Annotated in this window: 25 protein-coding genes; 2 read left to right on the top strand and 23 right to left on the bottom strand. The window is 60.1% G+C overall.

The annotated features are described in order from the left end of the window. Window positions 1-10: 10 nt before the first annotated feature. The 9 genes from mltG to F7R06_RS19315 all read right to left on the bottom strand — a co-directional run bounded on the left by mltG (window position 11) and on the right by F7R06_RS19315 (window position 7,367). Window positions 11-1,204 (bottom strand): endolytic transglycosylase MltG, encoded by a 1,194-nt coding sequence (mltG, locus tag F7R06_RS19355; protein WP_090317730.1) that lies wholly within the window; start codon window positions 1,202-1,204, stop codon window positions 11-13. 3 nt (window positions 1,205-1,207) lie between these two features. Further along, window positions 1,208-2,023, bottom strand: a complete 816-nt coding sequence (pabC, locus tag F7R06_RS19350) for an aminodeoxychorismate lyase (protein WP_090317727.1) — start codon at window positions 2,021-2,023, stop codon at window positions 1,208-1,210. Continuing rightward, window positions 2,023-3,267 carry a beta-ketoacyl-ACP synthase II gene (gene fabF / locus F7R06_RS19345; RefSeq protein ID WP_090317724.1) on the bottom strand — a complete coding sequence of 415 codons (1,245 nt, stop codon included), beginning with the start codon at window positions 3,265-3,267 and terminating at the stop codon, window positions 2,023-2,025. Before fabF ends, pabC begins: the two co-directional genes overlap by 1 nt. A gap of 109 nt (window positions 3,268-3,376) precedes the next feature. Continuing rightward, window positions 3,377-3,613 carry an acyl carrier protein gene (gene acpP, locus F7R06_RS19340; protein ID WP_003175607.1) on the bottom strand — a complete coding sequence of 79 codons (237 nt, stop codon included), beginning with the start codon at window positions 3,611-3,613 and terminating at the stop codon, window positions 3,377-3,379. A 191-nt stretch (window positions 3,614-3,804) separates the two neighbouring features. Continuing rightward, the gene (gene fabG / locus F7R06_RS19335; protein WP_090317720.1) at window positions 3,805-4,548 is read right to left on the bottom strand and encodes a 3-oxoacyl-ACP reductase FabG; all 744 of its coding nucleotides are present in this window, start codon (window positions 4,546-4,548) and stop codon (window positions 3,805-3,807) included. Window positions 4,549-4,564: 16 nt separating this feature from the next. Then, window positions 4,565-5,503, bottom strand: a complete 939-nt coding sequence (gene fabD, locus F7R06_RS19330) for an ACP S-malonyltransferase (protein WP_090317717.1) — start codon at window positions 5,501-5,503, stop codon at window positions 4,565-4,567. A 125-nt stretch (window positions 5,504-5,628) separates the two neighbouring features. Continuing rightward, window positions 5,629-6,639 (bottom strand): phosphate acyltransferase PlsX, encoded by a 1,011-nt coding sequence (gene plsX / locus F7R06_RS19325; RefSeq protein ID WP_090317715.1) that lies wholly within the window; start codon window positions 6,637-6,639, stop codon window positions 5,629-5,631. Between the two features lie 4 nt (window positions 6,640-6,643). After that, window positions 6,644-6,826 carry a 50S ribosomal protein L32 gene (gene rpmF / locus F7R06_RS19320; RefSeq protein ID WP_003179396.1) on the bottom strand — a complete coding sequence of 61 codons (183 nt, stop codon included), beginning with the start codon at window positions 6,824-6,826 and terminating at the stop codon, window positions 6,644-6,646. A 13-nt stretch (window positions 6,827-6,839) separates the two neighbouring features. After that, on the bottom strand, window positions 6,840-7,367 hold the full coding sequence (locus F7R06_RS19315; RefSeq protein WP_007942001.1) for a YceD family protein: 528 nt from the start codon (window positions 7,365-7,367) through the stop codon (window positions 6,840-6,842). Window positions 7,368-7,472: 105 nt separating this feature from the next. Between F7R06_RS19315 and F7R06_RS19310 the strand changes: the two genes are divergently transcribed. Continuing rightward, on the top strand, window positions 7,473-8,051 hold the full coding sequence (locus tag F7R06_RS19310; RefSeq protein WP_090317711.1) for a Maf family protein: 579 nt from the start codon (window positions 7,473-7,475) through the stop codon (window positions 8,049-8,051). 49 nt (window positions 8,052-8,100) lie between these two features. Here F7R06_RS19310 and F7R06_RS19305 read toward each other — a convergent pair whose 3' ends face one another. The 3 genes from F7R06_RS19305 to rluC are packed head-to-tail and all read right to left on the bottom strand — an operon-like array spanning window position 8,101 to window position 10,726. Next, window positions 8,101-9,090 carry a S49 family peptidase gene (locus F7R06_RS19305; RefSeq protein ID WP_090317708.1) on the bottom strand — a complete coding sequence of 330 codons (990 nt, stop codon included), beginning with the start codon at window positions 9,088-9,090 and terminating at the stop codon, window positions 8,101-8,103. Window positions 9,091-9,114: 24 nt separating this feature from the next. Next, window positions 9,115-9,777 carry an HAD-IA family hydrolase gene (locus tag F7R06_RS19300; protein ID WP_090317706.1) on the bottom strand — a complete coding sequence of 221 codons (663 nt, stop codon included), beginning with the start codon at window positions 9,775-9,777 and terminating at the stop codon, window positions 9,115-9,117. Beyond that, window positions 9,764-10,726: a 23S rRNA pseudouridine(955/2504/2580) synthase RluC gene (gene rluC / locus F7R06_RS19295; RefSeq protein ID WP_090317703.1), complete on the bottom strand. Its 963-nt coding sequence runs from the start codon at window positions 10,724-10,726 to the stop codon at window positions 9,764-9,766. The genes F7R06_RS19300 and rluC overlap by 14 nt, the downstream gene beginning before the upstream one ends. Before the next feature lie 700 nt (window positions 10,727-11,426). Here rluC and rne point away from each other — a divergent pair. Continuing rightward, window positions 11,427-14,639: a ribonuclease E gene (gene rne, locus F7R06_RS19290; protein ID WP_090317700.1), complete on the top strand. Its 3,213-nt coding sequence runs from the start codon at window positions 11,427-11,429 to the stop codon at window positions 14,637-14,639. A gap of 181 nt (window positions 14,640-14,820) precedes the next feature. Here the strand turns inward: rne and F7R06_RS19285 are convergent, their stop codons facing one another. From F7R06_RS19285 to F7R06_RS19235, 11 genes are all read right to left on the bottom strand, one after another. Next, entirely contained in the window at window positions 14,821-15,411 is a 591-nt protein-coding gene (locus tag F7R06_RS19285) for a nucleotidyltransferase family protein (protein ID WP_090317696.1), read from the bottom strand. Continuing rightward, entirely contained in the window at window positions 15,408-16,391 is a 984-nt protein-coding gene (locus tag F7R06_RS19280; RefSeq protein ID WP_090317693.1) for an XdhC family protein, read from the bottom strand. Before F7R06_RS19280 ends, F7R06_RS19285 begins: the two co-directional genes overlap by 4 nt. After that, window positions 16,391-18,712, bottom strand: coding sequence for a xanthine dehydrogenase family protein molybdopterin-binding subunit (locus F7R06_RS19275; RefSeq protein ID WP_090317690.1), 2,322 nt, complete (start codon window positions 18,710-18,712; stop codon window positions 16,391-16,393). The genes F7R06_RS19280 and F7R06_RS19275 overlap by 1 nt, the downstream gene beginning before the upstream one ends. Beyond that, window positions 18,709-19,179, bottom strand: coding sequence for a (2Fe-2S)-binding protein (locus F7R06_RS19270; protein ID WP_034149969.1), 471 nt, complete (start codon window positions 19,177-19,179; stop codon window positions 18,709-18,711). The genes F7R06_RS19275 and F7R06_RS19270 overlap by 4 nt, the downstream gene beginning before the upstream one ends. 243 nt (window positions 19,180-19,422) lie before the next feature. Then, entirely contained in the window at window positions 19,423-20,442 is a 1,020-nt protein-coding gene (gene murB, locus F7R06_RS19265; protein WP_090317687.1) for a UDP-N-acetylmuramate dehydrogenase, read from the bottom strand. Continuing rightward, complete coding sequence (locus F7R06_RS19260) at window positions 20,439-20,903, bottom strand: low molecular weight protein-tyrosine-phosphatase (protein ID WP_090317685.1); 465 nt, start codon at window positions 20,901-20,903, stop codon at window positions 20,439-20,441. Before F7R06_RS19260 ends, murB begins: the two co-directional genes overlap by 4 nt. Further along, entirely contained in the window at window positions 20,903-21,667 is a 765-nt protein-coding gene (kdsB, locus tag F7R06_RS19255) for a 3-deoxy-manno-octulosonate cytidylyltransferase (RefSeq protein WP_090317682.1), read from the bottom strand. Before kdsB ends, F7R06_RS19260 begins: the two co-directional genes overlap by 1 nt. Further along, a complete protein-coding gene (locus tag F7R06_RS19250) occupies window positions 21,664-21,849 on the bottom strand; it encodes a Trm112 family protein (RefSeq protein ID WP_003179363.1) in 186 nt (61 codons plus the stop codon). The genes kdsB and F7R06_RS19250 overlap by 4 nt, the downstream gene beginning before the upstream one ends. 23 nt (window positions 21,850-21,872) lie before the next feature. After that, complete coding sequence (gene lpxK / locus F7R06_RS19245) at window positions 21,873-22,883, bottom strand: tetraacyldisaccharide 4'-kinase (RefSeq protein ID WP_090317680.1); 1,011 nt, start codon at window positions 22,881-22,883, stop codon at window positions 21,873-21,875. Then, a complete protein-coding gene (locus tag F7R06_RS19240; protein ID WP_090317677.1) occupies window positions 22,883-23,308 on the bottom strand; it encodes an ExbD/TolR family protein in 426 nt (141 codons plus the stop codon). The genes lpxK and F7R06_RS19240 overlap by 1 nt, the downstream gene beginning before the upstream one ends. Further along, window positions 23,305-23,940: a MotA/TolQ/ExbB proton channel family protein gene (locus F7R06_RS19235; RefSeq protein WP_162493923.1), complete on the bottom strand. Its 636-nt coding sequence runs from the start codon at window positions 23,938-23,940 to the stop codon at window positions 23,305-23,307. The genes F7R06_RS19240 and F7R06_RS19235 overlap by 4 nt, the downstream gene beginning before the upstream one ends. Window positions 23,941-23,982 lie beyond the last annotated feature (42 nt).

Below are 23,982 nucleotides of genomic sequence, written 5' to 3'. Positions count from 1 at the left end.
TTAGTCAGAGTCATTGCGGGCTTTGCGGGGCGGCTGCATCCGGTACGGGCGCAGGTGCGGGCTCTTGCGCCGGCACTTGCGGCAGGGCTTGCGGGGCCGGATCAGGTGAAGCCGCCGGAATCGGTGCCTGGGCTTCCGGAGCCGGGGCATCCTGCGTGTCAGGGGCGGTGGCGGGCGCCGGACTGGAGCGGTAATCGGCACGACGCTTAAGCTGGAACTCCCGCACGGCGCTGTTGTGTGCATCCAGATCGTCGGAGAACACGTGGCTGCCGTCGCCGCGAGCGACAAAGTACAGGCTGTTGCCGGCTACCGGATTCAACGCCGCATGGATCGCTTCACGACCGACCATGGCAATCGGGGTTGGCGGCAAGCCGGCAATCACATAGGTGTTGTACGGTGTCGGCTCCTTGAGATGGGCACGGGTCAATTTGCCGCTGTAACGATCACCAAGGCCGTAGATCACCGTCGGGTCGGTCTGCAGCAACATGCCCATCGCCATCCGCCGCACAAACACGCCCGCGATCTGCCCGCGTTCCTGGGGCACACCGGTTTCCTTTTCCACCAGCGAGGCCATGATCAGGGCCTGATAGGGTTCGGTGTAGGGCGCATCAGGGGCACGCTGCTCCCATTCCTTGGCCAACACCTCATTGAGACGGTCGTAGGCTATTTTCAATAGCTCAACGTCAGTCATGCCGCGCACGAAGCGATAGGTATCAGGGAAGAATCGTCCTTCCGGGAAAATCCCGCCATGACCGAGCTTTTCCATGACCTGGGTATCGCTCAGCCCCTCCAGAGTGTGATCGAGCTTTTCTTCCTTGGCCAAGGCGGCGCGGACCTGGCGGAAATTCCAGCCTTCGACCAGGGTTACGCTGTACTGCACCATCTCGCCCCGCTTCCACAGGTCGATCAGACCCTCGACGGTCATACCGGGCAACATGCGGTACTCGCCACTATGCAAGGGTTGTTTCGATAGATTGAAACGCCAATACAGGCGAAGCCAGAACGCGTCCTTGATGACGCCATCGGCTTCGAGTCGATAGAAGGTGCGGGTCGGGGTGGTGCCTTTTGGCACCTCCAGCAGTTCTTCCTGAGCGATGTTCAGCGGCTGTACCAGCGCCGAATGAATCTTCCAGGCGGAAGCGCCCAACATCAGCCCCGCCAGAACCAGTCCGGTTTCCAGCAGCAGCAAGAATTTACGTCTCACGTATCAAGCATCCAGTAGCGCGCGGGCAATGGTTTGGAGTTTACGGGTGAGCGGCCCAACCGGCCAGCTCAGTGCGGCATAGGCATGCACCGGCCAAATACCATACACGCTGTTGCAGACAAAGACTTCGTCAGCCCATTGCAGCTGTTCGAGGGTTATATCGGTGATTTGCGTGGGAATGCCCAACGACTTGGCTTGAAACAATAACTCGGCACGCATCACCCCTTCCACGCCACAGCGTTTCAGATCAGCCGTGATCAACACGCCATCGCGCACAAGGAACAGGTTGCTGAACACACCTTCGATCACGCGTCCCGCCTGATCAAGCATCAGGCCTTCGGCATGTTCGGTGTCTCGCCATTCCGCGCGGGCAATCACCTGTTCGAGGCGGTTCAAGTGCTTGAGACCGGCAAGCAGTGGCTGAATGGACAGTCGCGTCGTGCAGGGAAACAGGCGAACGCCCTGCTCGGCATGGGCAGCCGGATAAACCGCGGGAGGATTACCGGACAGGATACGTCGGGCCTGTGCAGAAGGATCGAAAGCGTAGCCACGCAGGCTGTCGCCACGCGTTACGATCAGCTTGAGCACCCCCTCGTCCAGCTCCCGGGCGTAGGCCAACAGCTCCGAAAGCATTACGTCATGATCAAGGTTGATTGCCAAGCGCTGGCACCCCTTGACCAGGCGCTGCAAATGGCGATCCAGCAACACCGGGAGACCACCCTGCACGGCAATGGTCTCGAATAGACCATCACCGTAAGCCAGGCCGCGATCCTTCAGCGACAAAGCGTCAGCCGGCTGACCGTCGACCCAGCTGTCCATCAGCCTGCGAACCGGCGGAATACCAGCGAGCCGTTGGTACCGCCAAACCCGAAAGAGTTGGACAGGACCACATCGATATCCATGTTGCGCGCGGTGTGCGGCACAAAATCGAGATCGCAGCCTTCGTCCGCTTCATCGAGGTTGATGGTCGGCGGGGCTACCTGACTGTTGATTGCCAGTACGCTGAAGATCGCCTCGACCGCGCCCGCCGCACCCAGCAGGTGACCGGTCATGGACTTGGTCGAACTGACCGCCAGCTTGTAGGCGTGCTCTCCGAACACCGACTTGATCGCATTGACTTCCGCAAGGTCGCCGGCAGGTGTCGAAGTACCGTGGGCGTTGACGTATTGCACCTGATCGCCATTGATCCTGGCATCGCGCAAGGCATTGGTGATGCAGCGCGCAGCACCGGCACCATCCGCTGGAGGCGAGGTCATGTGAAAGGCATCGCCACTGGTGCCGAAACCGATCAGTTCGGCATAGATGGTCGCGCCGCGGGCCTTGGCGTGTTCGAGTTCTTCCAGAACCAGCGCACCGGCACCATCGGACAGCACGAAGCCATCACGGCCCTTGTCCCATGGGCGACTGGCGCGGGTCGGCTCGTCATTGCGGGTCGACAATGCGCGAGAGGCACCAAAGCCACCCATGCCCAGGCCACAGGCCGCCATTTCGGAGCCGCCGGCGATCATCACGTCAGCTTCGTCGTACATGATGTTGCGCGCAGCCATACCGATGCAGTGCGTACCCGTGGTACAGGCGGTGGCAATGGCGTAGTTGGGTCCCTGTGCGCCCAAGTGGATCGACAGGAAACCGGAAATCATATTGATGATCGAGCCGGGCACGAAAAACGGAGAAATCCGTCGTGGGCCGGAATCATGCAGCGTACGGCTGGTTTCTTCGATATTGGTCAGTCCGCCAATGCCCGAGCCCATGGCGACGCCAATGCGTTCACGGTTGGCGTCGGTGACTTCCAGACCGGCATTGCGTACCGCCTGAAAACCTGCGGCCAGGCCGTACTGAATGAACAAGTCGAGTTTGCGGGCTTCCTTGACCGACAGGTATTCCTCGACATTGAAACCCTTTACCGAGCCGCCAAAACGGGTGGAATAGGCAGAAAGGTCGGTGTGTTCGATCAGACCAATGCCACTGCGGCCAGCCAGAATGCCCTGCCAGCTGCTTGGCACATCCGTGCCCAGTGGCGACAACATACCCATACCGGTGACTACGACGCGTCTACGCGACACAGCACTCTCCTTTTTTGAAATGACGACTTTGCATCAGGCCTAAAGAAAAAACCGCACGCCGTGATAGCAGTGCGGTTTTTCCATGACAGCAAGCAACGATTACAAACTATTACGCCTGGTGGCTAGTAACGTAGTCGATTGCAGCTTGTACAGTAGTGATCTTCTCAGCTTCTTCGTCAGGGATTTCGGTCTCGAATTCCTCTTCCAGAGCCATCACCAGCTCAACGGTGTCAAGGGAGTCAGCACCCAGGTCTTCAACGAAGGAAGCGGTGTTGACCACTTCTTCTTCTTTAACGCCCAGTTGCTCGGCAACGATTTTCTTGACGCGCTCTTCGATGGTGCTCATACCTTGTTTTCACTCCTAATGGACAAATTCAGGCAGCTGGCCAGTGGGTAAGTGTATAGAAAGACTTTTCAGCTTTTCAACTGAAAGCTTCACTCCTCAAACCCTGCGGCCCTCTGCCTATAAATAGATTGCAGCTTTATAACGGATTTTAGACAGCTCGTATGACATTTTTTTGAAGCAATCCGTCACATTTAACTCATGTACATCCCGCCGTTCACCGGGATTGTAGCCCCGGTAACGTATGCCGCACCGTCGGACGCAAGAAAAGCGACCACAGACGCGATCTCTTGTGCTTGCCCCAGACGACCCAGCGGAATCTGCGCCTGCAAGGCTTCACGCTGTGCTTCCGGCAGTTCACGGGTCATATCGGTGTCGATGAACCCTGGGGCCACCGAGTTTACCGTAATCGAACGCGAACCGACTTCACGCGCCAGTGCACGACTGAAACCTTCCAGACCGGCCTTGGCGGCAGCGTAGTTTACTTGGCCTGCGTTGCCCATGGCACCCACAACCGAGCCAATACTGATAATTCGTCCCCAACGGGCTTTGGTCATGCCGCGCAAAACGCCCTTGGACAGGCGGAACAGACTGTTCAGGTTGGTATCGACAACGTCATGCCACTCGTCGTCTTTCATGCGCATCATCAGGTTATCGCGGGTGATACCAGCATTGTTGACCAGGATCGCCGGCGCACCGAACTGCTCCTGAATGCTCGCCAGGACGGCCGCCACGGACTCGTCGCTGGTGACATTGAGCTCAAGGCCAGTGCCCTGAATACCGTGTTCCTTCAGGGTGGCGGCAATGCGCTCGGCACCGGAAGCGGAGGTCGCGGTGCCCACAACGATGGCGCCCTGACGACCCAGTTCCAGGGCGATAGCCTGGCCGATACCGCGGCTTGCACCCGTGACCAGTGCAACTTTACCTTGCAGACTCATGCAAGCTTCTCCTGATTCAGGCCAGCGCTGCGCGAGCGGCAGCGAAAGCGTCTGGGGTATTGAGGTTGGAAGTCGACACGCCTTCGGCGCAGCGTTTGTTCAGACCGGCCAGCACTTTGCCCGGGCCGCATTCGACCAATTGGGTTGCCCCCTTGGCCGCCAGTGCCTGGACCGATTCGACCCAGCGCACAGGCTTGTAGAGCTGTTCAAGCAGATCACGCTTGAGGGTTTGCAAATCGGCAGGCACATCGGCACTGACGTTCTGCACCACCGGAATCTGCGGCGTCTGCCAGTCGATCGCAGCGATCGACTCGGCGAAACGCTCGGCCGCCGGGCGCATCAGCCCGCAATGGGACGGTACGCTGACCGGCAGAGGCATGGCGCGCTTGGCGCCACGTGCCTTGCAGCCTTCAATGGCGCGCTCGACCGCAGCCTTGGCACCAGCGATAACCACTTGGCCAGGCGAGTTGAAGTTGACCGCGCTGACCACTTCGCCTTGCGCCGCTTCGGCACAGGCCGCCAGCACGTCAGCATCGTCCAGACCCAGGATGGCGGCCATGCCGCCCTGCCCGGCCGGAACGGCTTCCTGCATCAGTTGGCCACGACGCTCGACGAGCTTCACTGCATCGCCCAGGCTGAGGCTGCCCGCCGCGACCAGCGCGCTGTACTCACCCAGGCTGTGACCGGCGACATAGGCCGGACGCGCACCACCTTCCGCCAGCCACAGACGCCACAGGGCGATCGAGGCGGTCAGAATGGCCGGTTGGGTTTTATCGGTTTGATTGAGTTGTTCTTCCGGCCCTTGCTGGGTCAGTGCCCACAGGTCGTAACCCAGAGCATCGGAAGCTTCTTTGAATGTTTCGAGGACAACCGGATGTTGCGCGCCCAACTCGGCCAGCATGCCGAGGGACTGTGAACCCTGTCCCGGAAAGACGAATGCGAGGGAAGCAGACATGAAACAAGCCCCTAATGATCTTGTCGTCGGAGAATTGACGTCCCTCTTGGGGGACGCAAGAAACTGACAGTTGGATGGCCAATTGAACTGAGCGGTCACATTTAAGCATTGTCCGACGAAAACGCCTAAGGCAACAAATCCTCCAGACGACCGTGAAGCCGCTCCGGCAGGTTTTCCTGAATCTCGATAAGAGCACGCTGGATGGCGCTCTGAAAGCCCTGCACCCCTGCAGAACCGTGACTTTTCACCACAATCCCCTGCAACCCCAGAAAGCTTGCACCGTTATGCCGCGCCGGAGCCAGATCCGCCTGCAGGCGCTTCATCAATGGCAGCGCCAATGCACCGACCATTCGCGAAGCCAGGTTTTTCTTGAACAATGCCTCGATACGCGCGGCTATCATGGTGGCCAGGCCTTCGCTGGATTTGAGCAGGATATTGCCGACAAAGCCGTCACACACCACGACATCCGCCTCTCCACGGTACAAACCGTCACCCTCGATAAAACCGATGTAATTGATGCCACGAGCATTCTGCAACAAGGTAGCCGCCAGCTTGACCTGCTGGTTGCCCTTGATGTCTTCAGTGCCGATATTCAGCAGTGCCACGCGCGGACGAACGATACCGAGGGTTTCCGCCGCGACAGACCCCATCACTGCGAATTGCAGCAAGTGCTCGGCACTGCAATCGACATTGGCACCCAGGTCGAGCAATTGACAGTAGCCTTTCTGCGTCGGAATCGCCGCGACCATGGCGGGCCGATCAATGCCGGGCAGGGTCTTGAGCACAAACCGTGACAACGCCATCAGCGCACCGGTATTGCCGGCACTCACACAGGCCTGGACTTTGCCATCCCTTAACAACTCAAGCGCCACGCGCATCGAGGAGTCGGGCTTGCCGCGCAGGGCCTGGGCCGGTTTTTCGTCCATGGTGATGACTTCGGACGCAGGGGTAATCGACAGACGAGCGCGATCCATAGCCGAATGGCCGGCGATCAATTCTTCAAGGAGGGAGGCTTGACCGACGAGGGTCAGGTGTAGCGAGGGAGTAGCAGACAGGCAAGCAAGACTGGCCTGGACAATGCTGCGGGGACCGAAGTCCCCGCCCATTGCGTCAATCGCGATGACTTGAGCGGACAAGTGATTACTCGTCAGCGCCCTTGTCGATCACTTTACGACCACGGTATACGCCTTCTGGCGATACGTGGTGACGCAGGTGAACTTCACCAGTGGTTTTTTCTACAGACAGGGTGCTAGCCTCGAGAGCGTCGTGCGAACGGCGCATGTCACGGGCAGAGCGGGATTTTTTGTTCTGCTGAACAGCCATAATTGATTAACTCCTAAACGTTTGGGTCACGCTTTAACTGCGCCAATACACTGAACGGGTTGGACCGCGTTACCTCGTCCTCGCTCGGTTCGGGCTCATCTGCTCCCGCCGGCTGCTGGCATTCTTCCGGATGATGAGCAGGCACAATGGGCAAGGCGAGCAGAAGCTCCTCCTCGATCAGTGACTGCAGATCCAAAGGATCTTCGCCCAGTTCCAGCACGTCATAACCTTTCGGCAACGACTGGGTATTCGCACCCTCCTTCACCACAGCGTAACTGCATTCGCTATGGATCGGCAGGGTGACCAGCTCAAGACAACGCTGGCAAACCATTTTGACTTCAGTGTCGATAAAGCTGTGGATGACCACAGATTTACGTTCATCTCGTTCAAAAACGAATTTAGCCTGCACCGTACCGACATTGTCGGAAAGCGGGTCGCAGAGTCTCTCCAAATCGGCCAGCAGCATTTCACCTTGAAGGGTGGTGCCACGATCAGCCAATTTGCGCGGGTCAACGTGAGGTGGAATCGGGTCATTCAACATAGGCGCAGCATTATAGGGATGCCCCCGCCCATGTCAAAGGAAATTCAGCCCTATCCGTCACTTGGGAGCCCCGCTAGAATTCTCGCCTGCCTTTTGGAGTTGCCCATGCTGCCTTTATTACTCGCTTCCAGCTCGGTCTATCGCCGGGAATTGCTGGCTCGCCTGCAACTGCCGTTCACCTGCAGCTCGCCGGATATCGACGAAAGCCATCGCCCCGGCGAAACCGCCGTTGATCTGGTCAAGCGCCTCGCCGAGGAAAAAGCCCGCGCACTGACCGGCAGTCACAGCGCTCACTTGATCATTGGCTCCGACCAGGTTGCCGTACTCGGGGACAGGATCATCGGCAAGCCCCACACCTTCGAAAAGGCCCGCGAACAACTGCTGGCCGCCAGCGGCACCAGCGTCACCTTCCTGACAGGCCTGGCACTGCTCAACAGCCAGACCGGCCGCTGCCAGGTCGAGTGCGTACCTTTCACCGTACACATGCGTGCACTCGACAGCGCCCGCATCGAGCGCTATCTGCGTACCGAACAACCCTACGACTGCGCTGGCAGCTTCAAGGCCGAAGGCTTGGGCGTGAGCCTGTTTCAACGCACCGAGGGCCCGGACGCCACCAGCCTGATCGGCTTACCGCTGATCCGCCTTGTCGACATGCTGTTGACGGAAGGCGTGCAAATCCCCTGAACCACAAAAAACCGGCCAAACAGACCGGTTTTTTTGAGCGCCCAAAAGATCAACGCAGCGATGGACCGTTGAAACCCATCCACATCGCTAAATGCTCAGCCACGCTGGCACCGAGCTTTTTCGAGAAGCGGTCGAACGGCGACTCCTGAATCGTGAAGTCCACCAGCTCTTTTTCGCCGATCACATCCCGAGCAACCGAACTGGCATTACCCAGACCATCGATCAGCCCCAGTGGCAACGCCTGCTCCCCGGACCACACCAGACCAGAGAACAGCTCCGGATGCTCCTTGTCCTTCAGGCGATCACCACGCCCCTGCTTGACGCTGCTGATGAACTGATTGTGCGTGGTATCGAGTACGCCCTGCCAAAACGCCGTCTCTTCCGGCTTTTGCGGCTGGAACGGATCAAGGAACGACTTGTGCTCGCCAGAAGTATAGGTACGACGCTCGACCCCCAGCTTCTCCATGGTGCCAACAAAACCGTAACCGGCTGCCGTCACACCGATGGAGCCCACCAGGCTCGCCTTGTCGGCGTAGATCTGATCGGCCGCACTGGCAATGTAGTAGGCCCCGGAAGCACCCAGATCCGAAATCACCGCGTAGACCTTGGTATCCGGATGCAGGCCGCGCAGACGACGAATTTCGTCATAAACGTAACCCGATTGCACCGGACTGCCGCCCGGACTATTGATACGCAGGATGACACCCTTGACCTTATCGTCCTCGAAGGCCGCACGCAGACTGCCAACAATATTGTCGGCGCTGGCCGGCTCCTTGTCGGCAATCATACCGGTCACGTCGATCAATGCCGTGTAATGGGCACTGCGGGTGGCGGCTTTTTCCATGTCCATCAGCGGCGTGAACAAGGCCAGCGCGCCAAACAGGTACACAAACGTCAGCAACTTGAAGAAAATCCCCCAGCGCCGGGACCGACGCTGTTCCTGCACACTGGCCAGCAGCGTCTTTTCCAGCAGCTTCCAGCTTTTCTCGTCACCGCTCTCCGCGCTCGACTTGGCGGGCGCTTTCCATTCGTCGGTCATGCCATCTACCCCAGCAACAACGTATTAAGCCCGCTGACTCAGCCAGGCATGCAATTCTGAAAAACGATCGACCGCCAGCCGCGGCTCGAACAATTTCAGCGCCTCGATCGACTGGGCACCGTAGCTGACCGCCACCGAATCCATTCCGGCATTACGCGCCATCTGCAGATCGAACGACGAGTCGCCGACCATCAGCGCTTGCGCGGGAGCCACATTGCAATGCGCCAGGATCTGCTCAAGCATCAGTGGATGCGGCTTGCTGGCGGTCTCGTCAGCCGCACGGGTGATGTCGAAATAATTTTCCCAGCCGTGGGATTTCAGCACCCGGTCCAGCCCGCGCCGGGCCTTGCCGGTCGCCACAGCCAGATGATAACCCTCGGCACGAAACGCCTCGAGCGACTCGACCACACCTTCAAACAACGGCGAAGGCACCGCCTCCGATGCGATGTAGTGATCCGCATAATGCTGACGGAAGGCTATCAGGTCGGTATCGCCGATTTCGGGATACAAAGTGCGGATCGCTTCCGGCAGACCCAGCCCGATAATGCCCTTGACGGCGAAATCATCGCGCAGTGGAAAACCGGTTCGCTCCGACGCCACATGCATCGCTTCGACAATCCGACCAATGGAATCGGCGAGCGTGCCGTCCCAATCGAATATCAGCAGCTTGTAATCAGATGGGCGCACTCAATCGCTCCACGGTCTTGGCCCACATCTCATCGACCGGCGCCTGCAACTTGAGTTCACCACCATCGGGCAGCGGCACGGTCAGCATGTAGGCGTGCAGGAACAGGCGCTTACCGCCCAGATCACGGATTTCCTTGCTGAAATCGTCATCGCCGTACTTGGTGTCGCCGGCAATGCAGTGCCCGGCGTGCAACGTGTGGACGCGGATCTGGTGCGTGCGGCCGGTGATCGGCTTGGCTTCGATCAGGGTGGCAAAGTCACCAAAGCGACGCAGGACCTTGAACACGGTCACAGACTCCTTGCCCTCCTCCTCGTCGACCTCGACCATGCGCTCGCCGGAGCGCAGATTGCTCTTGCCGAGTGCCGCACGGACTTGCTTGATCGAGCTCGCCCAGTTGCCGCGAACCAGTGCCATGTAGCGCTTATCGACACCATCACCGCGCAATGCGGTGTGCAGGTGACGCAACATGCTGCGCTTCTTGGCGATCATCAGCAGCCCGGAGGTATCACGGTCAAGACGGTGGACCAGCTCCAGCTCCTTGGCATCGGGGCGCAACTGACGAAAGGCTTCGATGACGCCGTAATTCAAACCGCTGCCACCATGAACGGCGATCCCGGCAGGTTTGTTGATCACGATCAACGCCTTATCTTCGTAGACAATCGACGCCTCGAGTCGCTGCAGCAGACCTTGAGCCAGCGGCACCGGCTCGTCGCGCTCAGGCACGCGAACCGGCGGCACGCGCACGATATCGCCCGCCTGCAGCTTGTATTCGGGCTTGATCCGCCCCTTGTTCACCCGCACTTCGCCCTTGCGCAAAATGCGATAAATCAAGGTCTTGGGCACGCCTTTGAGCCGAGCGAGAAGGAAATTATCAATACGTTGGCCGGCATATTCCGGCGAGACCTCAAGCAGTTGTACGCCTGGGGTCGAGGGGGCTGTAGTCGTCATGCCGCGGATGATAACAATTTTTTATGGAATTGAAGCACTTAATCATTGCTGCTATAGTCGCGAACGCCGCCAAAAGCGGCCTGGACAGCGGACCAACGGTCAAAAACCGACCCTGACCAACGCAATTCACCAGGACGCGAGGCCGTCCTACGGGGCTTTCGCTACGTAACGGTGGAGTTTGCAGTTGTAACAAGCGCAGGTGACATGAGGCCTGAATCAAACCGCAAAGCAGAGTTTTCACTCGTTTTGCGAGCCAATATTCACGGCCAGTTCACAAAGTGCAGTCAGCTGCGAATGACCCCGAGCGAACGCTTCGGAAACAACGCCTAAATTAGCCATGATGCGTGACCTCCCCTTTCGGAGCTCACGGTAAATGCCAACCCGCTGCGGATTCTGCGCGCGGCAGCACCCGAATTATCAGGGATACGTGTAGGGTGGAGATGCACAACCGCTGGACTGTGTAGCAATAGGCTTTATCAAGACGCTTCATCTCGTCCACAGCCGCTGGTTGATTCCTCCTCCTGACTGAGTGCTTAAGTAGCCACAGCAAGCAGGACGCGTACGTCGCGACACCGGCCCAATTGGTCGGGGTTCGCTAGACACTGGAGTGTCCAACCACTCCTGACGCACCTGACACCGACCGTGAGAAGTCGTGTGTGCCGAACGCCGTTTCCGGCAGCCCGGAAACCGACGGTACTACATGAAAAGAATGCTGATTAACGCAACTCAACCCGAAGAGTTGCGTGTTGCACTGGTAGATGGCCAGCGCCTCTACGACCTGGACATCGAATCCGGTGCACGCGAGCAGAAGAAGGCCAACATCTATAAAGGCCGGATTACTCGCATCGAACCAAGCCTTGAGGCTGCCTTTGTCGATTTCGGCTCCGAGCGCCACGGCTTCCTGCCACTCAAAGAAATCTCCCGCGAATACTTCAAGAAAGCCCCTGAAGGCCGCGTCAACATCAAGGACGTCCTGAGCGAAGGCCAGGAAGTCATCGTTCAGGTCGAAAAAGAAGAACGTGGCAACAAGGGCGCCGCCCTGACCACTTTCATCAGCCTGGCCGGTCGTTACCTGGTACTGATGCCGAACAACCCGCGTGCCGGTGGCATCTCCCGTCGCATCGAAGGTGAAGAGCGCAACGAACTGCGCGAAGCCCTGAACGGCCTGGTTGCCCCGGCCGACATGGGCCTGATCGTGCGCACTGCCGGCCTGGGCCGCAGCAGTGAAGAAATGCAGTGGGACCTCGACTACCTGCTGCAACTCTGGACCGCCATCAAAGAAGCCTCGCTGGATCGCTCCGCGCCATTCCTGATCTATCAGGAAAGCAACGTGATCATCCGCGCCATCCGTGACTACCTGCGCCAGGACATCGGCGAAGTGCTGATCGACAGCGTCGAAGCCCAGGACGAAGCCCTGACCTTCATCCGTCAGGTGATGCCGCAGTACGCCAGCAAGATCAAGCTGTACGAAGACAGCGTTCCGCTGTTCAACCGCTTCCAGATCGAAAGCCAGATCGAAACCGCGTTCCAGCGCGTCGTCGAACTGCCTTCCGGCGGCTCCATCGTTATCGATCCGACCGAAGCCCTGGTGTCCATCGACATCAACTCGGCGCGTGCCACCAAAGGCAGCGACATCGAAGAAACCGCCCTGCAGACTAACCTTGAAGCCGCGGAAGAAATCGCCCGTCAGTTGCGCCTGCGCGACATTGGCGGCCTGATCGTCATCGACTTCATCGACATGACCCCTGCCAAGAACCAGCGCGCCGTGGAAGAGAAAGTCCGCGAATGCCTGGAAGCCGACCGCGCTCGCGTGCAAGTCGGTCGCATCTCGCGCTTCGGCCTGCTGGAAATGTCCCGTCAGCGCCTGCGTCCTTCCCTGGGCGAAAGCAGCGGCATCGTCTGCCCGCGCTGCAACGGCACCGGCATCATCCGTGATGTTGAATCGTTGTCGCTGGCGATCCTGCGCCTGATCGAAGAAGAAGCACTGAAAGACCGCACCGCCGAAGTTCGCGCCCAGGTGCCGATCCCGGTCGCCGCGTTCCTGCTCAACGAAAAGCGTAATTCGATCACCAAGATCGAACTGCGCACCCGTGCCCGCATCGTGATTCTGCCGAACGATCATCTCGAAACGCCGCACTTCGAAGTACAGCGTCTGCGTGATGACAGCCCTGAAGCGGCGATCAACCAGTCCAGCTACGAAATCGCTGCTGCCGCTGCCGAAGTGGAAGAAGTCCAGCCAGCTGCGGCCACCCGTACCCTGGTTCGCCAGGAAGCGGCGGTCAAGACTGCGCCAGCCCGTGCCAACGCTCCGGTTCCGACTGAAGTCGTCGCCGCTCCGGTTGCCGCCCCTGTCGCCGCTCCAGAGCCAAGCCTGTTCAAGGGCCTGGTGAAGTCGCTGGTCAGCCTGTTCGCCTCCAAGGAAGAGCCTGCTGCCCCGGCCGTGGTCGAAAAACCGGCTGCCACCGAGCGTCCGGCTCGCAGCAATGAAGAACAACGTCGCAACGGTCGCCAGCAGAGCCGCAACCGTAACGGTCGCCGCGATGAAGAACGCAAGCCGCGCGAAGAACGTGCACCGCGTGAAGAGCGCGCACCACGTGAGCCACGCGAAGAGCGTCAACCACGCGAAGCCCGTGAAGAGACACCAGCCGTAGCACGTGAAGAACGCGCGCCGCGCGCTCCACGAGAAGAACGTGCACCTCGCGCACCGCGTGAAGACCGTAAGCCACGTGGCGAACGCGAAGAGCGCGTTCGTGAACTGCGTGAGCCTCTGGATGCTGCTCCGGCCGTTGCTGCTGCTGCGACCGCTGAAGAGCGCCCGGCCCGCCAGCCACGCGAAGAGCGCGCTCCACGCCCACCGCGTGAAGAACGTCAACCACGTGCCGAGCAAGCCGCTGCCGTCGCCGAAGAAGAGCTGACCACCAACGAAGAGCAACTGCAGGAAGAAGGTCAGGACGGCGCCGAAGGCGATCGCCCACGCCGCCGTTCCCGTGGCCAGCGTCGTCGCAGCAACCGTCGCGAGCGTCAACGCGATGCCAACGGCAATGTGATCGAAGGTTCGGAAGAATCCGAATCCGGCGAAAACAACGAAGCGCCAAGCACCGCCGATCTGGCCGCCGGCCTGGCGGTTACCGCAGCCGTTGCCAGCACCGTGATCAGCGCCCCGGCCGAAGCACAGGCCAACGAGCAAGCCGAACGCGCCACTGCCGCCACCCTGGAAACTGCACCAGTCGAAGCGCCAGTCGTTGAAGCGACTACTCCGGTTGAAGTGACCGCATCGCCGGAAATCGAAGTAGCACCGGCTCAGCCAGTGGTTGAAGCTGTCGCAGAACCTGTTGTGATCGCAGAACCGGTTGCCGAAACCGTCACTGAAACCGTGACCGAAGCCGTTCGTGAAGTTCGCGAAGAGCAAACCGCGTTCAACTGGGTTGCCGAGCCAGCCGTCACCGAAACTCCAGCGCCAGTCGTTGAAGCGCCGTCCGTTGAAGCTCCTGTTGCCGATGCCGTGACCTCCGAGCCGGTCGTCGCTGCTGCCGAGCCCGCTCCTGTCGTGGAAGCGCCAGTCGTTGCCGAAGCGCCTGCACCCGTGGTTGCAGCCGCTCCTGTCAGCGCCCTGACGCCAAGCGGCCGCGCACCAAACGACCCGCGTGAAGTGCGTCGTCGCAAGCGTGAGGAAGAGCGCCTGCAGAAGGAAGCCGAATTGGCGGCCGCTGCGGCTCAGGCTGAAGCCGTTGTTGCAGTCGAACCAGCGCCGATTGTTGCTGAAGTGGCCGAGGCAGCGCCTGCCCCGACTGCAGAAGTCGCTGCAGAGCCTGCTCAATCCGCCATCCACGAAGCACCACGCTCCGTTCAGGAAGCGGTAGAGCAACACGAAAAAGCTCTGGAAAAAGAACACGAGCCTAAACCTCTCGTCTGATTCCATCGGCTAATGAAAAGCCCCGCCTGGTGACCCAGGCGGGGCTTTTTTATATCCAAAACAACTGTACCGATTCCCTGTGGGAGCCAGCTTGCTCACGATGATGGCTTAACATTCGGAAATTGATGCTGGCTGATCCACCGCTCTCGCGAGCAAGCTCGCTCCCACAAGGGATCAGCGATTACTTGAAGACCAACTTCTCCGGCACATCCACATCCCACAACACCCCGGGATCATCCACTGCCACCTCAACAACGCGCCCCTTGGCAAATAGCGGTTTGGCGCCACGATCCCCCGACAACGCCATCAATCCCGCCGCGAAATCCCGTCCGAACCCGACCGGATGCCCATACTCCCCGTCCTGCACCGGCACGCTGACGCTGTCGCTGCGCATACCTGCCAGAACTTTTTCAATGCTGGACGGCAGGATGAATGGCATATCCCCCAAAACCATCAACCAGCCATCGAGTTGCGCACAGGCAGAAACTCCTGCAGCAATGCTGTCACCCATGCCGACGGACTCGATCAACACAATTTCGCAGCCGTAGGCCTGAGCCATGCGAATCACTTGGGGTCGATCAGCGGTAGTCACCAGGACGCGCTTGCCCGCATTGGCCGGCAGATTCACCAGCACATGCTCGATCACCGAGCGAGCCGCGCCATCGCGACCGCTGCAATCGGCCAGTAACTTGTCCTTGTCGGTACCGGCGACCTGACGAAACCGACTGCCCTGCCCCGCTGCCAACACAATGACGCCGATGGACTCGCTCATACGCGCTCCTGTGACGGCTTCTTCTGTTTCAGTTCCACGCCATTTTTGATCGCCACGATTTCAGCCATCAACGACAAGGCGATTTCCGCCGGGCTATGACTGCCGATATGCAAACCGATCGGGCCGTGGAGCCGATCAATGGCCTGTTGCGACAAGCCCAGTTGCGCCAGATTTTCCCGGCGCTTCTGGCTGTTGACCCGTGATCCCAGCGCTCCGACGTAAAACGCCCTGGAGTCGAGGGCCGTCAGCAGGGCCATATCATCCAGGCGCGGGTCGTGGGTCAGTGCAACGATGGCCGTGCGTTCGTCTGTCTGGATACTCAGCACCGCCTCGTCGGGCATGCCGGAGACGAAACGACCATGCTGCTCTTCCCAGCCATAGACGAACTCGGTACGCGGATCACAAATCAGCACTTCGAAATCCAGCAGCCGCGCCATTTCGGCAACGTAACGAGACAATTGCCCCGCGCCGATCAACAACAAGCGCCAGCGGGGGCCGTAAATGGCACGCAAGGTCTGCTCATCGAACGCCAGTACATCCGTTTTGCTGGCGGGCTGTAAGACCACTTCTCCGGTCGCAACATCAAGGCAGCGCGCCACGATTTCATGGGCTTCGCAGCGAGCCAGCAGTTCAGCGACCCACGCAGGATCGCCGACGCGCTCCTCGGTCAATCGCAAGGTGCCGCCGCACGGCAAGCCAAAGCGTGCTGCCTCTTCGCGGGTCACGCCGTAGGTGATCAATTGCACGGGCGGCCCCTCGGCCGGAATCCGACCATCATGCAACCGGGCTATCAGGTCATCCTCGACACAACCACCCGACACCGAACCAATCACCACGCCGTCTTCACGCAAGGCCAGCATGGCCCCAGGTGCCCGGGGCGCGGTGCCCCAGGTCTGGACCACGCTGTACAAAACCACCCGCTGACCGGCTCGGCGCCACTCCAGTACGCTGCGCAGGACATTCAGATCGGCGCTGTCCATCAGGCTTTGGCCTTTTGCCAGTCCTGCAACTGATAGCGAATCGGCAGGCTGCGAATGCGTTTGCCGGTGGCGGCAAAGATTGCGTTACACAGCGCCGGCGCAATCGGCGGCACGCCGGGTTCGCCAACGCCACCCAAAGGGACATTGCCTGGCGGCGTGACCAGATGCACGGCGACTTCCTTCGGTGCCAGGGACATGCGCGCCACTTCGTACATATGGAAGTTGTCCTGCTGGACCTTGCCATCCTTGAAGCTGATTTCACCCAGCACTGCGTTGCCCAAGCCCATGACGCAAGCGCCTTCGAACTGTGCGCGAATCCGCTCGGGATTGATCTGCGGCCCGCAATCCACGGCAATGTCAGCCTTGTGCACAATCAACGTGCCGTCGTCTTTGACCTCGACCTCGATCACCGCCGCCACGTAGGTGACGAAACTGTAATGCACCGCCAGGCCCAAGCCACGCCCCCTCGGCAACTCGCGCCCCCAACCGGCGGCTTTGGCGGCAGTTTCCAGCACCGTGCGCAAACGCCCGGTGTCGATCGGGTAACGTTCCGGCGATTCACCGTAGTTCCACTCTTCACTCAAGGTACGCGGATCGATCTGACGATCCGGGCCGAGCAATTTGATTTGGTACTTGAGCGGATCCTGCCCGGCCTTGTGCGCCAGTTCATCGACGAAACTCTGGATGGCAAAGCCATGGGGGATGTTCGACACCGAGCGATACCAACCAACCCGGGTGTGCACCGTCGCCTCGGGGTTCTCCAGGCGCACGTTGGGGATCGCGTAGGCCATGTTGGTGAAACCCATGCCCAGCTCGAATGCCCCTTCGTGATTCATGCCCGGTGCGAACAATGCGGTGATGCTGGGTGCCACGGTGCGGTGCAACCAGCCGGAAGGCAGGCCATCCTTGTTCAGGCTGGCCTTGAGGTACTCGGCGGACACGGTGTGGAAATAGGAGCAGTGGATGTCGTCTTCACGGGTCCATTGCACACGCACGGCCTTGCCAGGGAACTCCTTGGCAAGAATCGCCGCTTCGATGATGAAGTCGGGTTTGGACTTGCGGCCGAAACCGCCGCCCAGCAGGGTGACGTTGACGGTAACATTGTCGAACGGCAGGCCGAGACGCTCGCTGATCCGCTCACGGGTGACCTGTGGCGCCTGGCTCGGCCCCCAGGCCTCGCATACGCCGTCCTTGTAGCGGGCGATGGCGACCATTGGCTCCATCGGCGACTGTGATAGATGCGGCAAGTAGTAAGAGGCTTCCAGCGTGCTGTTGGCGCCGCTCATGGCTTTATCGATGTTGCCCGTGTTGCGTACCACTTTGCCGGGTTTGAGCGAAGCGGCCTCCAGCTCCTTGCGGTAGGCGATCGAGTCGTAACTGGCGTTGGCGCCGTCATCCCATTCGATTTTCAGCGCTTCACGCCCCTTGATCGCTGCCCAGGTATTGCTGGCCACCACCGCCACACCACCCAGCGGCTGAAACTCCGATGGCAGTGGACGGCTTTCGATCTGCACGACCTTGAGCACACCGGGGACTTTCATCGCGGCGCTGGCATCGAAGGTCTTGACCTTGCCACCGTACACCGCGGGTCGGGCGATGGTGGCGAACAGCATGCCGTCGACATGCACGTCGGCACCATATACCGCGCGACCGTTGACGATGTCGTCACCGTCGATAGCCCTGGTGCCTTCCTTGCCGATGTAGCGGAATTCCGAAGGTTGCTTGAGGCGCAGACTGTCACGCGCCGGCACGGCCAGGGCGCCCGCAGCGGTGGCCAGGGCGCCATAGTCCAGTTCGCGACCGGAAGGCTTGTGGATCACTTTATGCAGTTGCGCATGACATTCACCGACCGGCACTTTCCACTGCTCGGCAGCCGCCTGCTCCAGCATGGTCCTCGCGGCGGCACCGCAGCGGCGCATTGGCTCGTACCAGTGGCGCATGCTGCGCGAACCGTCGGTATCCTGGTTACCGAAACGCACTTCGTCGCCCGGTGCCTGCTTGACTTTGACCCGTGCCCAATCCGCTTCCAGTTCGTCGGCCACGACCATGGTCAGGCTGGTGCGCACACCCTGACCCATTTCCGAACGGTTGCAGACGACTGTCACCGTGCCGTCGGCTGCGATGCTGATGTAAACCTTGGGATCGTCGACCCAGCCGTGGGGCATGCCATCGGCGCCGAACTTCTTCTCCTTCTCTTCGGCAAACGCGTCTTGCCAGCCCCAACTGGCGGCCACCACCAGTGCACCCGTAGCGCCCACGCCTTTGAGGAAACCACGCCGACTGAGGTTGCTCAGGGCGAAATCATTCGGTAACCGGCTCATGCCTTGGCCTCCTTGAGGTGAGTGGATGCCTGGCGGATGGCGGTCTTGATGCGGTTGTAGGTGCCGCAGCGGCAAATGTTGCCGACCATCGCCTCTTCGATCTGCTCGTCGCTCGGGTTCGGATTGGTTTTAAGCAATGCGGTGGCAGACATGATTTGCCCGCCCTGACAGTAACCGCACTGGGCCACGGCCGTGTCGAGCCAGGCTTGCTGCACGACTTTGCCGACGGGGTCGGCATGCAGATTGTCGATCGTGGTGACGTTCTGCCCCACGACCGAGCCGATTGGCGTGATGCAACTGCGTGCCGGAGCGCCTTCGATGTGAATGGTGCAGGCGCCGCACAGGCCCATGCCGCAGCCGAATTTGGTGCCGTTGTAACCGGCCACGTCGCGGATCGCCCAGAGCAGCGGCATGTCTTCGGTGACGTCGAGTTGATGGTCTTGACCATTGAGTTTCAGGGTAATCATGGGCACGCCCGCATAGTATGGGGTTATGGGGTCGAGCAATCTGCCGCTTTAGCCAAGCGGTTCGGTTATCACAGATCGACTCAGGCTGATGGGCTCTTTTGTGCAGACGAGCACGTCTGCGCCGGGCCTTTGATGAAGCAAATGCTGGTATCGTTAGGTGGCTAAGTTAACCCAGCATTAACAAAAAAGCCCTGCACAATGGAAGTTGTGCAGGGCTTTGAGATCAGTCTGGAAAGCTTAGCTTCAATACTGATTGGGCTCCATTTCCAGATCGACATGAAAACGTTCTGAAATGTCTTTCTGGATGCGCTGTGCCAGGTCGAGCAATTGCAGTCCGGTGGCATTGCCATAGTTGACCAACACCAAGGCCTGCAATTTATGCACGCCTGCATCGTTCTCGCGAAATCCTTTCCACCCTGCCCGCTCGATCAGCCAGCCAGCGGCCAGCTTCATCTGACCGTCCGGCTGTGCGTAGGCCACCAGATCCGGGAACTCACCCTTGAGCCGGGCAACCATCGCCGCCGACACCAACGGGTTCTTGAAGAAACTGCCGGCGTTGCCGAGTACGGCCGGGTCCGGGAGCTTTTCGTTGCGGATACTGCAAATGGCCTGGCTGACGTCAGTGGCGGTCGGATGATCGATGCCTTGCTCGGTCAGGCGCTGACGCACCGGGCCGTAATCCAGATGCAGATGCGCAGTGCGGTCGAGCGTGAAACGCACCCGAAGGATCAACCAGCGCCCCGGCTCCTGCTTGAAGAGGCTGTCACGGTAAGCGAAGTTGCATTCTTCCAGGCTGAAGTCGCGCAATTCACCACTGTGGCGATCAAGCGCCGTCAGGCCGGCAAACACGTCCTTGATCTCGACCCCATAGGCACCGATGTTCTGCATCGGTGCGGCACCCACGGTGCCGGGAATCAGGCTCAGGTTTTCCAGGCCGGACAGGCCTTGCATCAATGTATGCTGCACAAACGGATGCCAGGGTTCGCCAGCCTCGGCTTCGACCACGACCTTGCTACCGTCATCGCTCAACATGCGAATCCCGCGCGTGGCCATGCGCAGTACCAGCGACGACACATCGCCCGTCAGCAACAGGTTGCTGCCACCGCCGATCACCAGCAGGGGCACGTCATGTTCCCGGGCATAGGCCAGTGCTTCGCGCACGTCGGCGTCGCTGTGGGCCTCGGCAAACAGACGGGCCTGAACATCCACGCCAAAGCTGTTGTAGGGCTTGAGCGAGACCTGTTGCCGCAGCTGCAGACTCATAGCCGTCCCTTCAATTCGATCACCAGCAGATCACTGGCACGCTCGATCAGATCCAGCACCCGCTCGAACCCTTGCTCACAGTCGTGATAAGGGTCCGGCACTTCATCGAGTTCCGACTGATAGCGGCGCAGGAACAGATCCAGCTCGGCTCTACCCTTGACCGGTTGCAGCGCCTCGAGACTGCGCAGGTTGCTTTTATCCATCGCCAGGATCAGGTCGTAGGTGGCGAAATCGGCGCGGGTCACTTGCTGCGCACGCTGGTTCGACAGGTCATAACCGCGCAGTTTCGCAGCCGCCTGACTGCGCTTGTCCGGTGGATGGCCGACATGCCAGTCACCGGTGCCGGCGGAGGCAACTTCGACTTGATCGGCCAGCCCTGCCTCACGCAGCTTATGCCGTAGCACGCCCTCTGCCGTGGGTGAACGACAGATATTGCCCAGGCAGACAAACAGAACCCGCATCAGGCCTCCAGCAGGCGACGAACGCGCTCAAGGTCTTCAACGGTATCGACGCCGGCCGGCGGTGCAATCAGCGCATCGGCAACGTGAATCCGCACCCCGTGCCACAGCGCTCGCAGCTGTTCGAGGCACTCGGTATCTTCAAGCCAGCACGGACCCCAGCTGACGAAGTCCTGCAGGAAACCGGCGCGATAGGCATAGATACCGATATGGCGACGGTACGGCACGCCTTGCGGCAGCTGTTCGCGGCTCTTGGCGAAAGCGTCGCGCGCCCATGGCAACGTGGCGCGACTGAACGTCAGGGCCAGGCCATTGAGGTCACTGACGACCTTGACCACATTGGGATTGAACAGGGTTTCGACATCTTCGATCGGCTCGGCCAGGGTGGCCATGCGCGCTTCGGTGTGGGCGGCGAGGTTGACGGCGACCTGATCGATCACGCTCGGCGGGATCAGGGGTTCATCACCCTGGACGTTGACGACAATGGCATCGGGCGCCAGACCCAGTTTCGCCGCGACTTCCGCCAGACGATCGGTGCCGGAGTTGTGATCTTCGCGGGTCATGACCACTTCGGCGCCAAAGCCCTGGCAAACCTCAACGATGCGCACGTCGTCGGTGGCAACCACCACACGCTGGGCGCTGCTTTTGCTCGCCTGCTCCCAGACGTGCTGAATCATCGGCTTGCCGGCAATCAACAGCAACGGTTTGCCCGGCAGACGCGTGGAGGCATAACGCGATGGAATGACAACGGTAAAGGCTGTAGTCATTTATCCAGACGCTCATCAGTGGTCAGGGTACGGGCTTCGGATTCGAGCATCACCGGGATACCGTCGCGAATCGGGTACGCCAGGCCGGCGCCCTTGCTGATCAGCTCGGTCTTGTCGGCGCTGAGCTTGAGTGGGCCTTTGCAGACCGGGCAAGCGAGGATGTCGAGCAGTTTGGTGTCCATGATCATTCCCTGGATAAAACGGTTTAAGGCAAAAGTCGAGCCGGCAACAGACGCATCAGCTGGGTATCGAACCAGGCCACGAAAGCCGGTGACGGCACAGCGTCCACTGCCAGATACCACCAATCGGCGGCGGCGAAGGCACGGCACTTCACCGCGTCCTTTTCGGTCATCACCAACGGCAATGACGGCGTGAAATTCAAGGCCTGCACGCTGTATTCGGCGTGATCGGCGAAGGCATGCGGCACTGGCTGCCAGTGTAGCGTTTCGAGGGTCGTGAAGAAACGCTGCGGATTGCCGATTCCAGCCACCGCATGCAGCGCCTGGCCTTTGGGAAAGTGATCGAGGGGAAGGCGTTGACCACTTTGCAGATTGACCAGCGCGGTCGGTTGCAACTGAAAGGCAAAACCACCGTCGCGGTCAGCCGTGGCGCCGTTGTACAGCACCGCATCGACGCTTTGCAGGCGTTCGACCGGTTCGCGCAATGGCCCGGCGGGCAGGCATCTCTGGTTGCCAAGGCCCCGGGCGGCATCGATCAGCACCAGTTCGAGGTCCCGGGCCAGTCGGTAATGCTGCATGCCGTCATCGGACAAAATCAGGTCCAGCGGCTCACTCGCCAACAAGGCCTTGACGGCCCGACTGCGGTCCGGGTCGATCATCAATGGCACGCCGGTACGCTGGACGATCAATAGCGGTTCGTCGCCGGCGATGTCCGCGCCTTGATCCGCCTCGACCCGCCAGGGCAACTGCGCCGGTTTGGCACCGTAGCCACGACTGACCACGCCGACCCGCAAGCCACGGCGCTGGCAATGCTGGATCATCCACAGGATTAAAGGTGTCTTGCCGGTACCGCCCACGGTGATATTGCCCACCACGATCAGCGGGACGGGCGGCTGATAGATCTCGCCCTCGCCTGCCAGAAAGCGTTTGCGCTTGTTGTTGACCACGCGTCGGTACAACCACTCCAGCGGCTGCAATAACTTGAGTGCCGGATGACCTCGGTACCAGGCGGCGAGCAGGCGATCGGACATGGCCATCAGGGCGCGGGCGCCGCCTCGACGGTGGTCATGCGCAAGTGACTGAAGCCAAGCTTGCCGGCGGCGTCCATGGCCGTGATCACCGATTGATGCTGGGTTTTGCCGTCGGCGCTGATGGACAGCGGACGATTGGTATCACCCTTGGCCTCTTTTTGCAGCGCGTCCATCAGGGTCGCCAGGTCGCTTTTTGGCAGGATCTGGTTGTTCACCGAGAACACGCCGTCTGCACTGATGGCGATATCCAGCTGTTTGGATTGATCTTCGGCAGGCGAGCCGCTGACCGCTTCCGGCAGGTCGACGCGCAACTGGGTTTCACGGGTAAAGGTCGTGGTCACCACGAAAAACAGCAGCAGGACAAACACCACGTCGATCAGCGACACGAGGTTGATGTCCACGTTCTCCCGTTGCTTGCGGCGGAACTTCACGCTTTGCCCTCAGCCAGATCAACGTCGCGGTCACCTTGCACCACCTCAACCAGCTTGATGGATTCCTGCTCCATGCCCACGACGAGTTCATCGATACGCCGTTGCAGGAAACGATGGAAGAACACCGACGGGATACCTACGATCAAACCCGACGCCGTGGTGATCAAGGCTTTGGAAATACCTCCGGCCAACACCGCCGGGTTGGTCGCCATGCCCGTGCCCATGAACGAGCTGAAGATATCGATCATGCCCAGCACCGTACCCAGCAGGCCCAGCAATGGCGCCATGGCGGCGATGGTACCGAGAGCATTGATGTAGCGTTCCAGTTCATGGATGACCCGGGCGGCGGCTTCTTCGATGCACTCTTTCATGATCTCGCGACCATGCTTGGAGTTCGCCAGGCCGGCGGCCAGGATCTCGCCCAACGGAGAGTTGGCGCGCAGTTCCTTGAGCTTTTCTTTATTGAGTTGCTTGTCCTTGATCCAGACCCAGACCTGACCGAGCAAATGCTCCGGGGTCACACGACTGGCCCGCAGGGTCCAGAGACGCTCGGCAACGATCGCCATGGCCACGATGGAACTCAGAATGATCGGCAGCATCATCCAGCCGCCGGATTTTACCAATTCCCACACAGTGAAAGTCCCCTCGAAAAAGTGCGCCACTCTAACATAGGG

This window comes from Pseudomonas moorei (assembly GCF_008801475.1).
Classification (GTDB): Bacteria; Pseudomonadota; Gammaproteobacteria; order Pseudomonadales; family Pseudomonadaceae; genus Aquipseudomonas; species Aquipseudomonas moorei.
The sequence above is the reverse complement of the archived record's forward strand: the minus strand, read 5'-3'. Positions and strand labels throughout refer to the sequence as shown.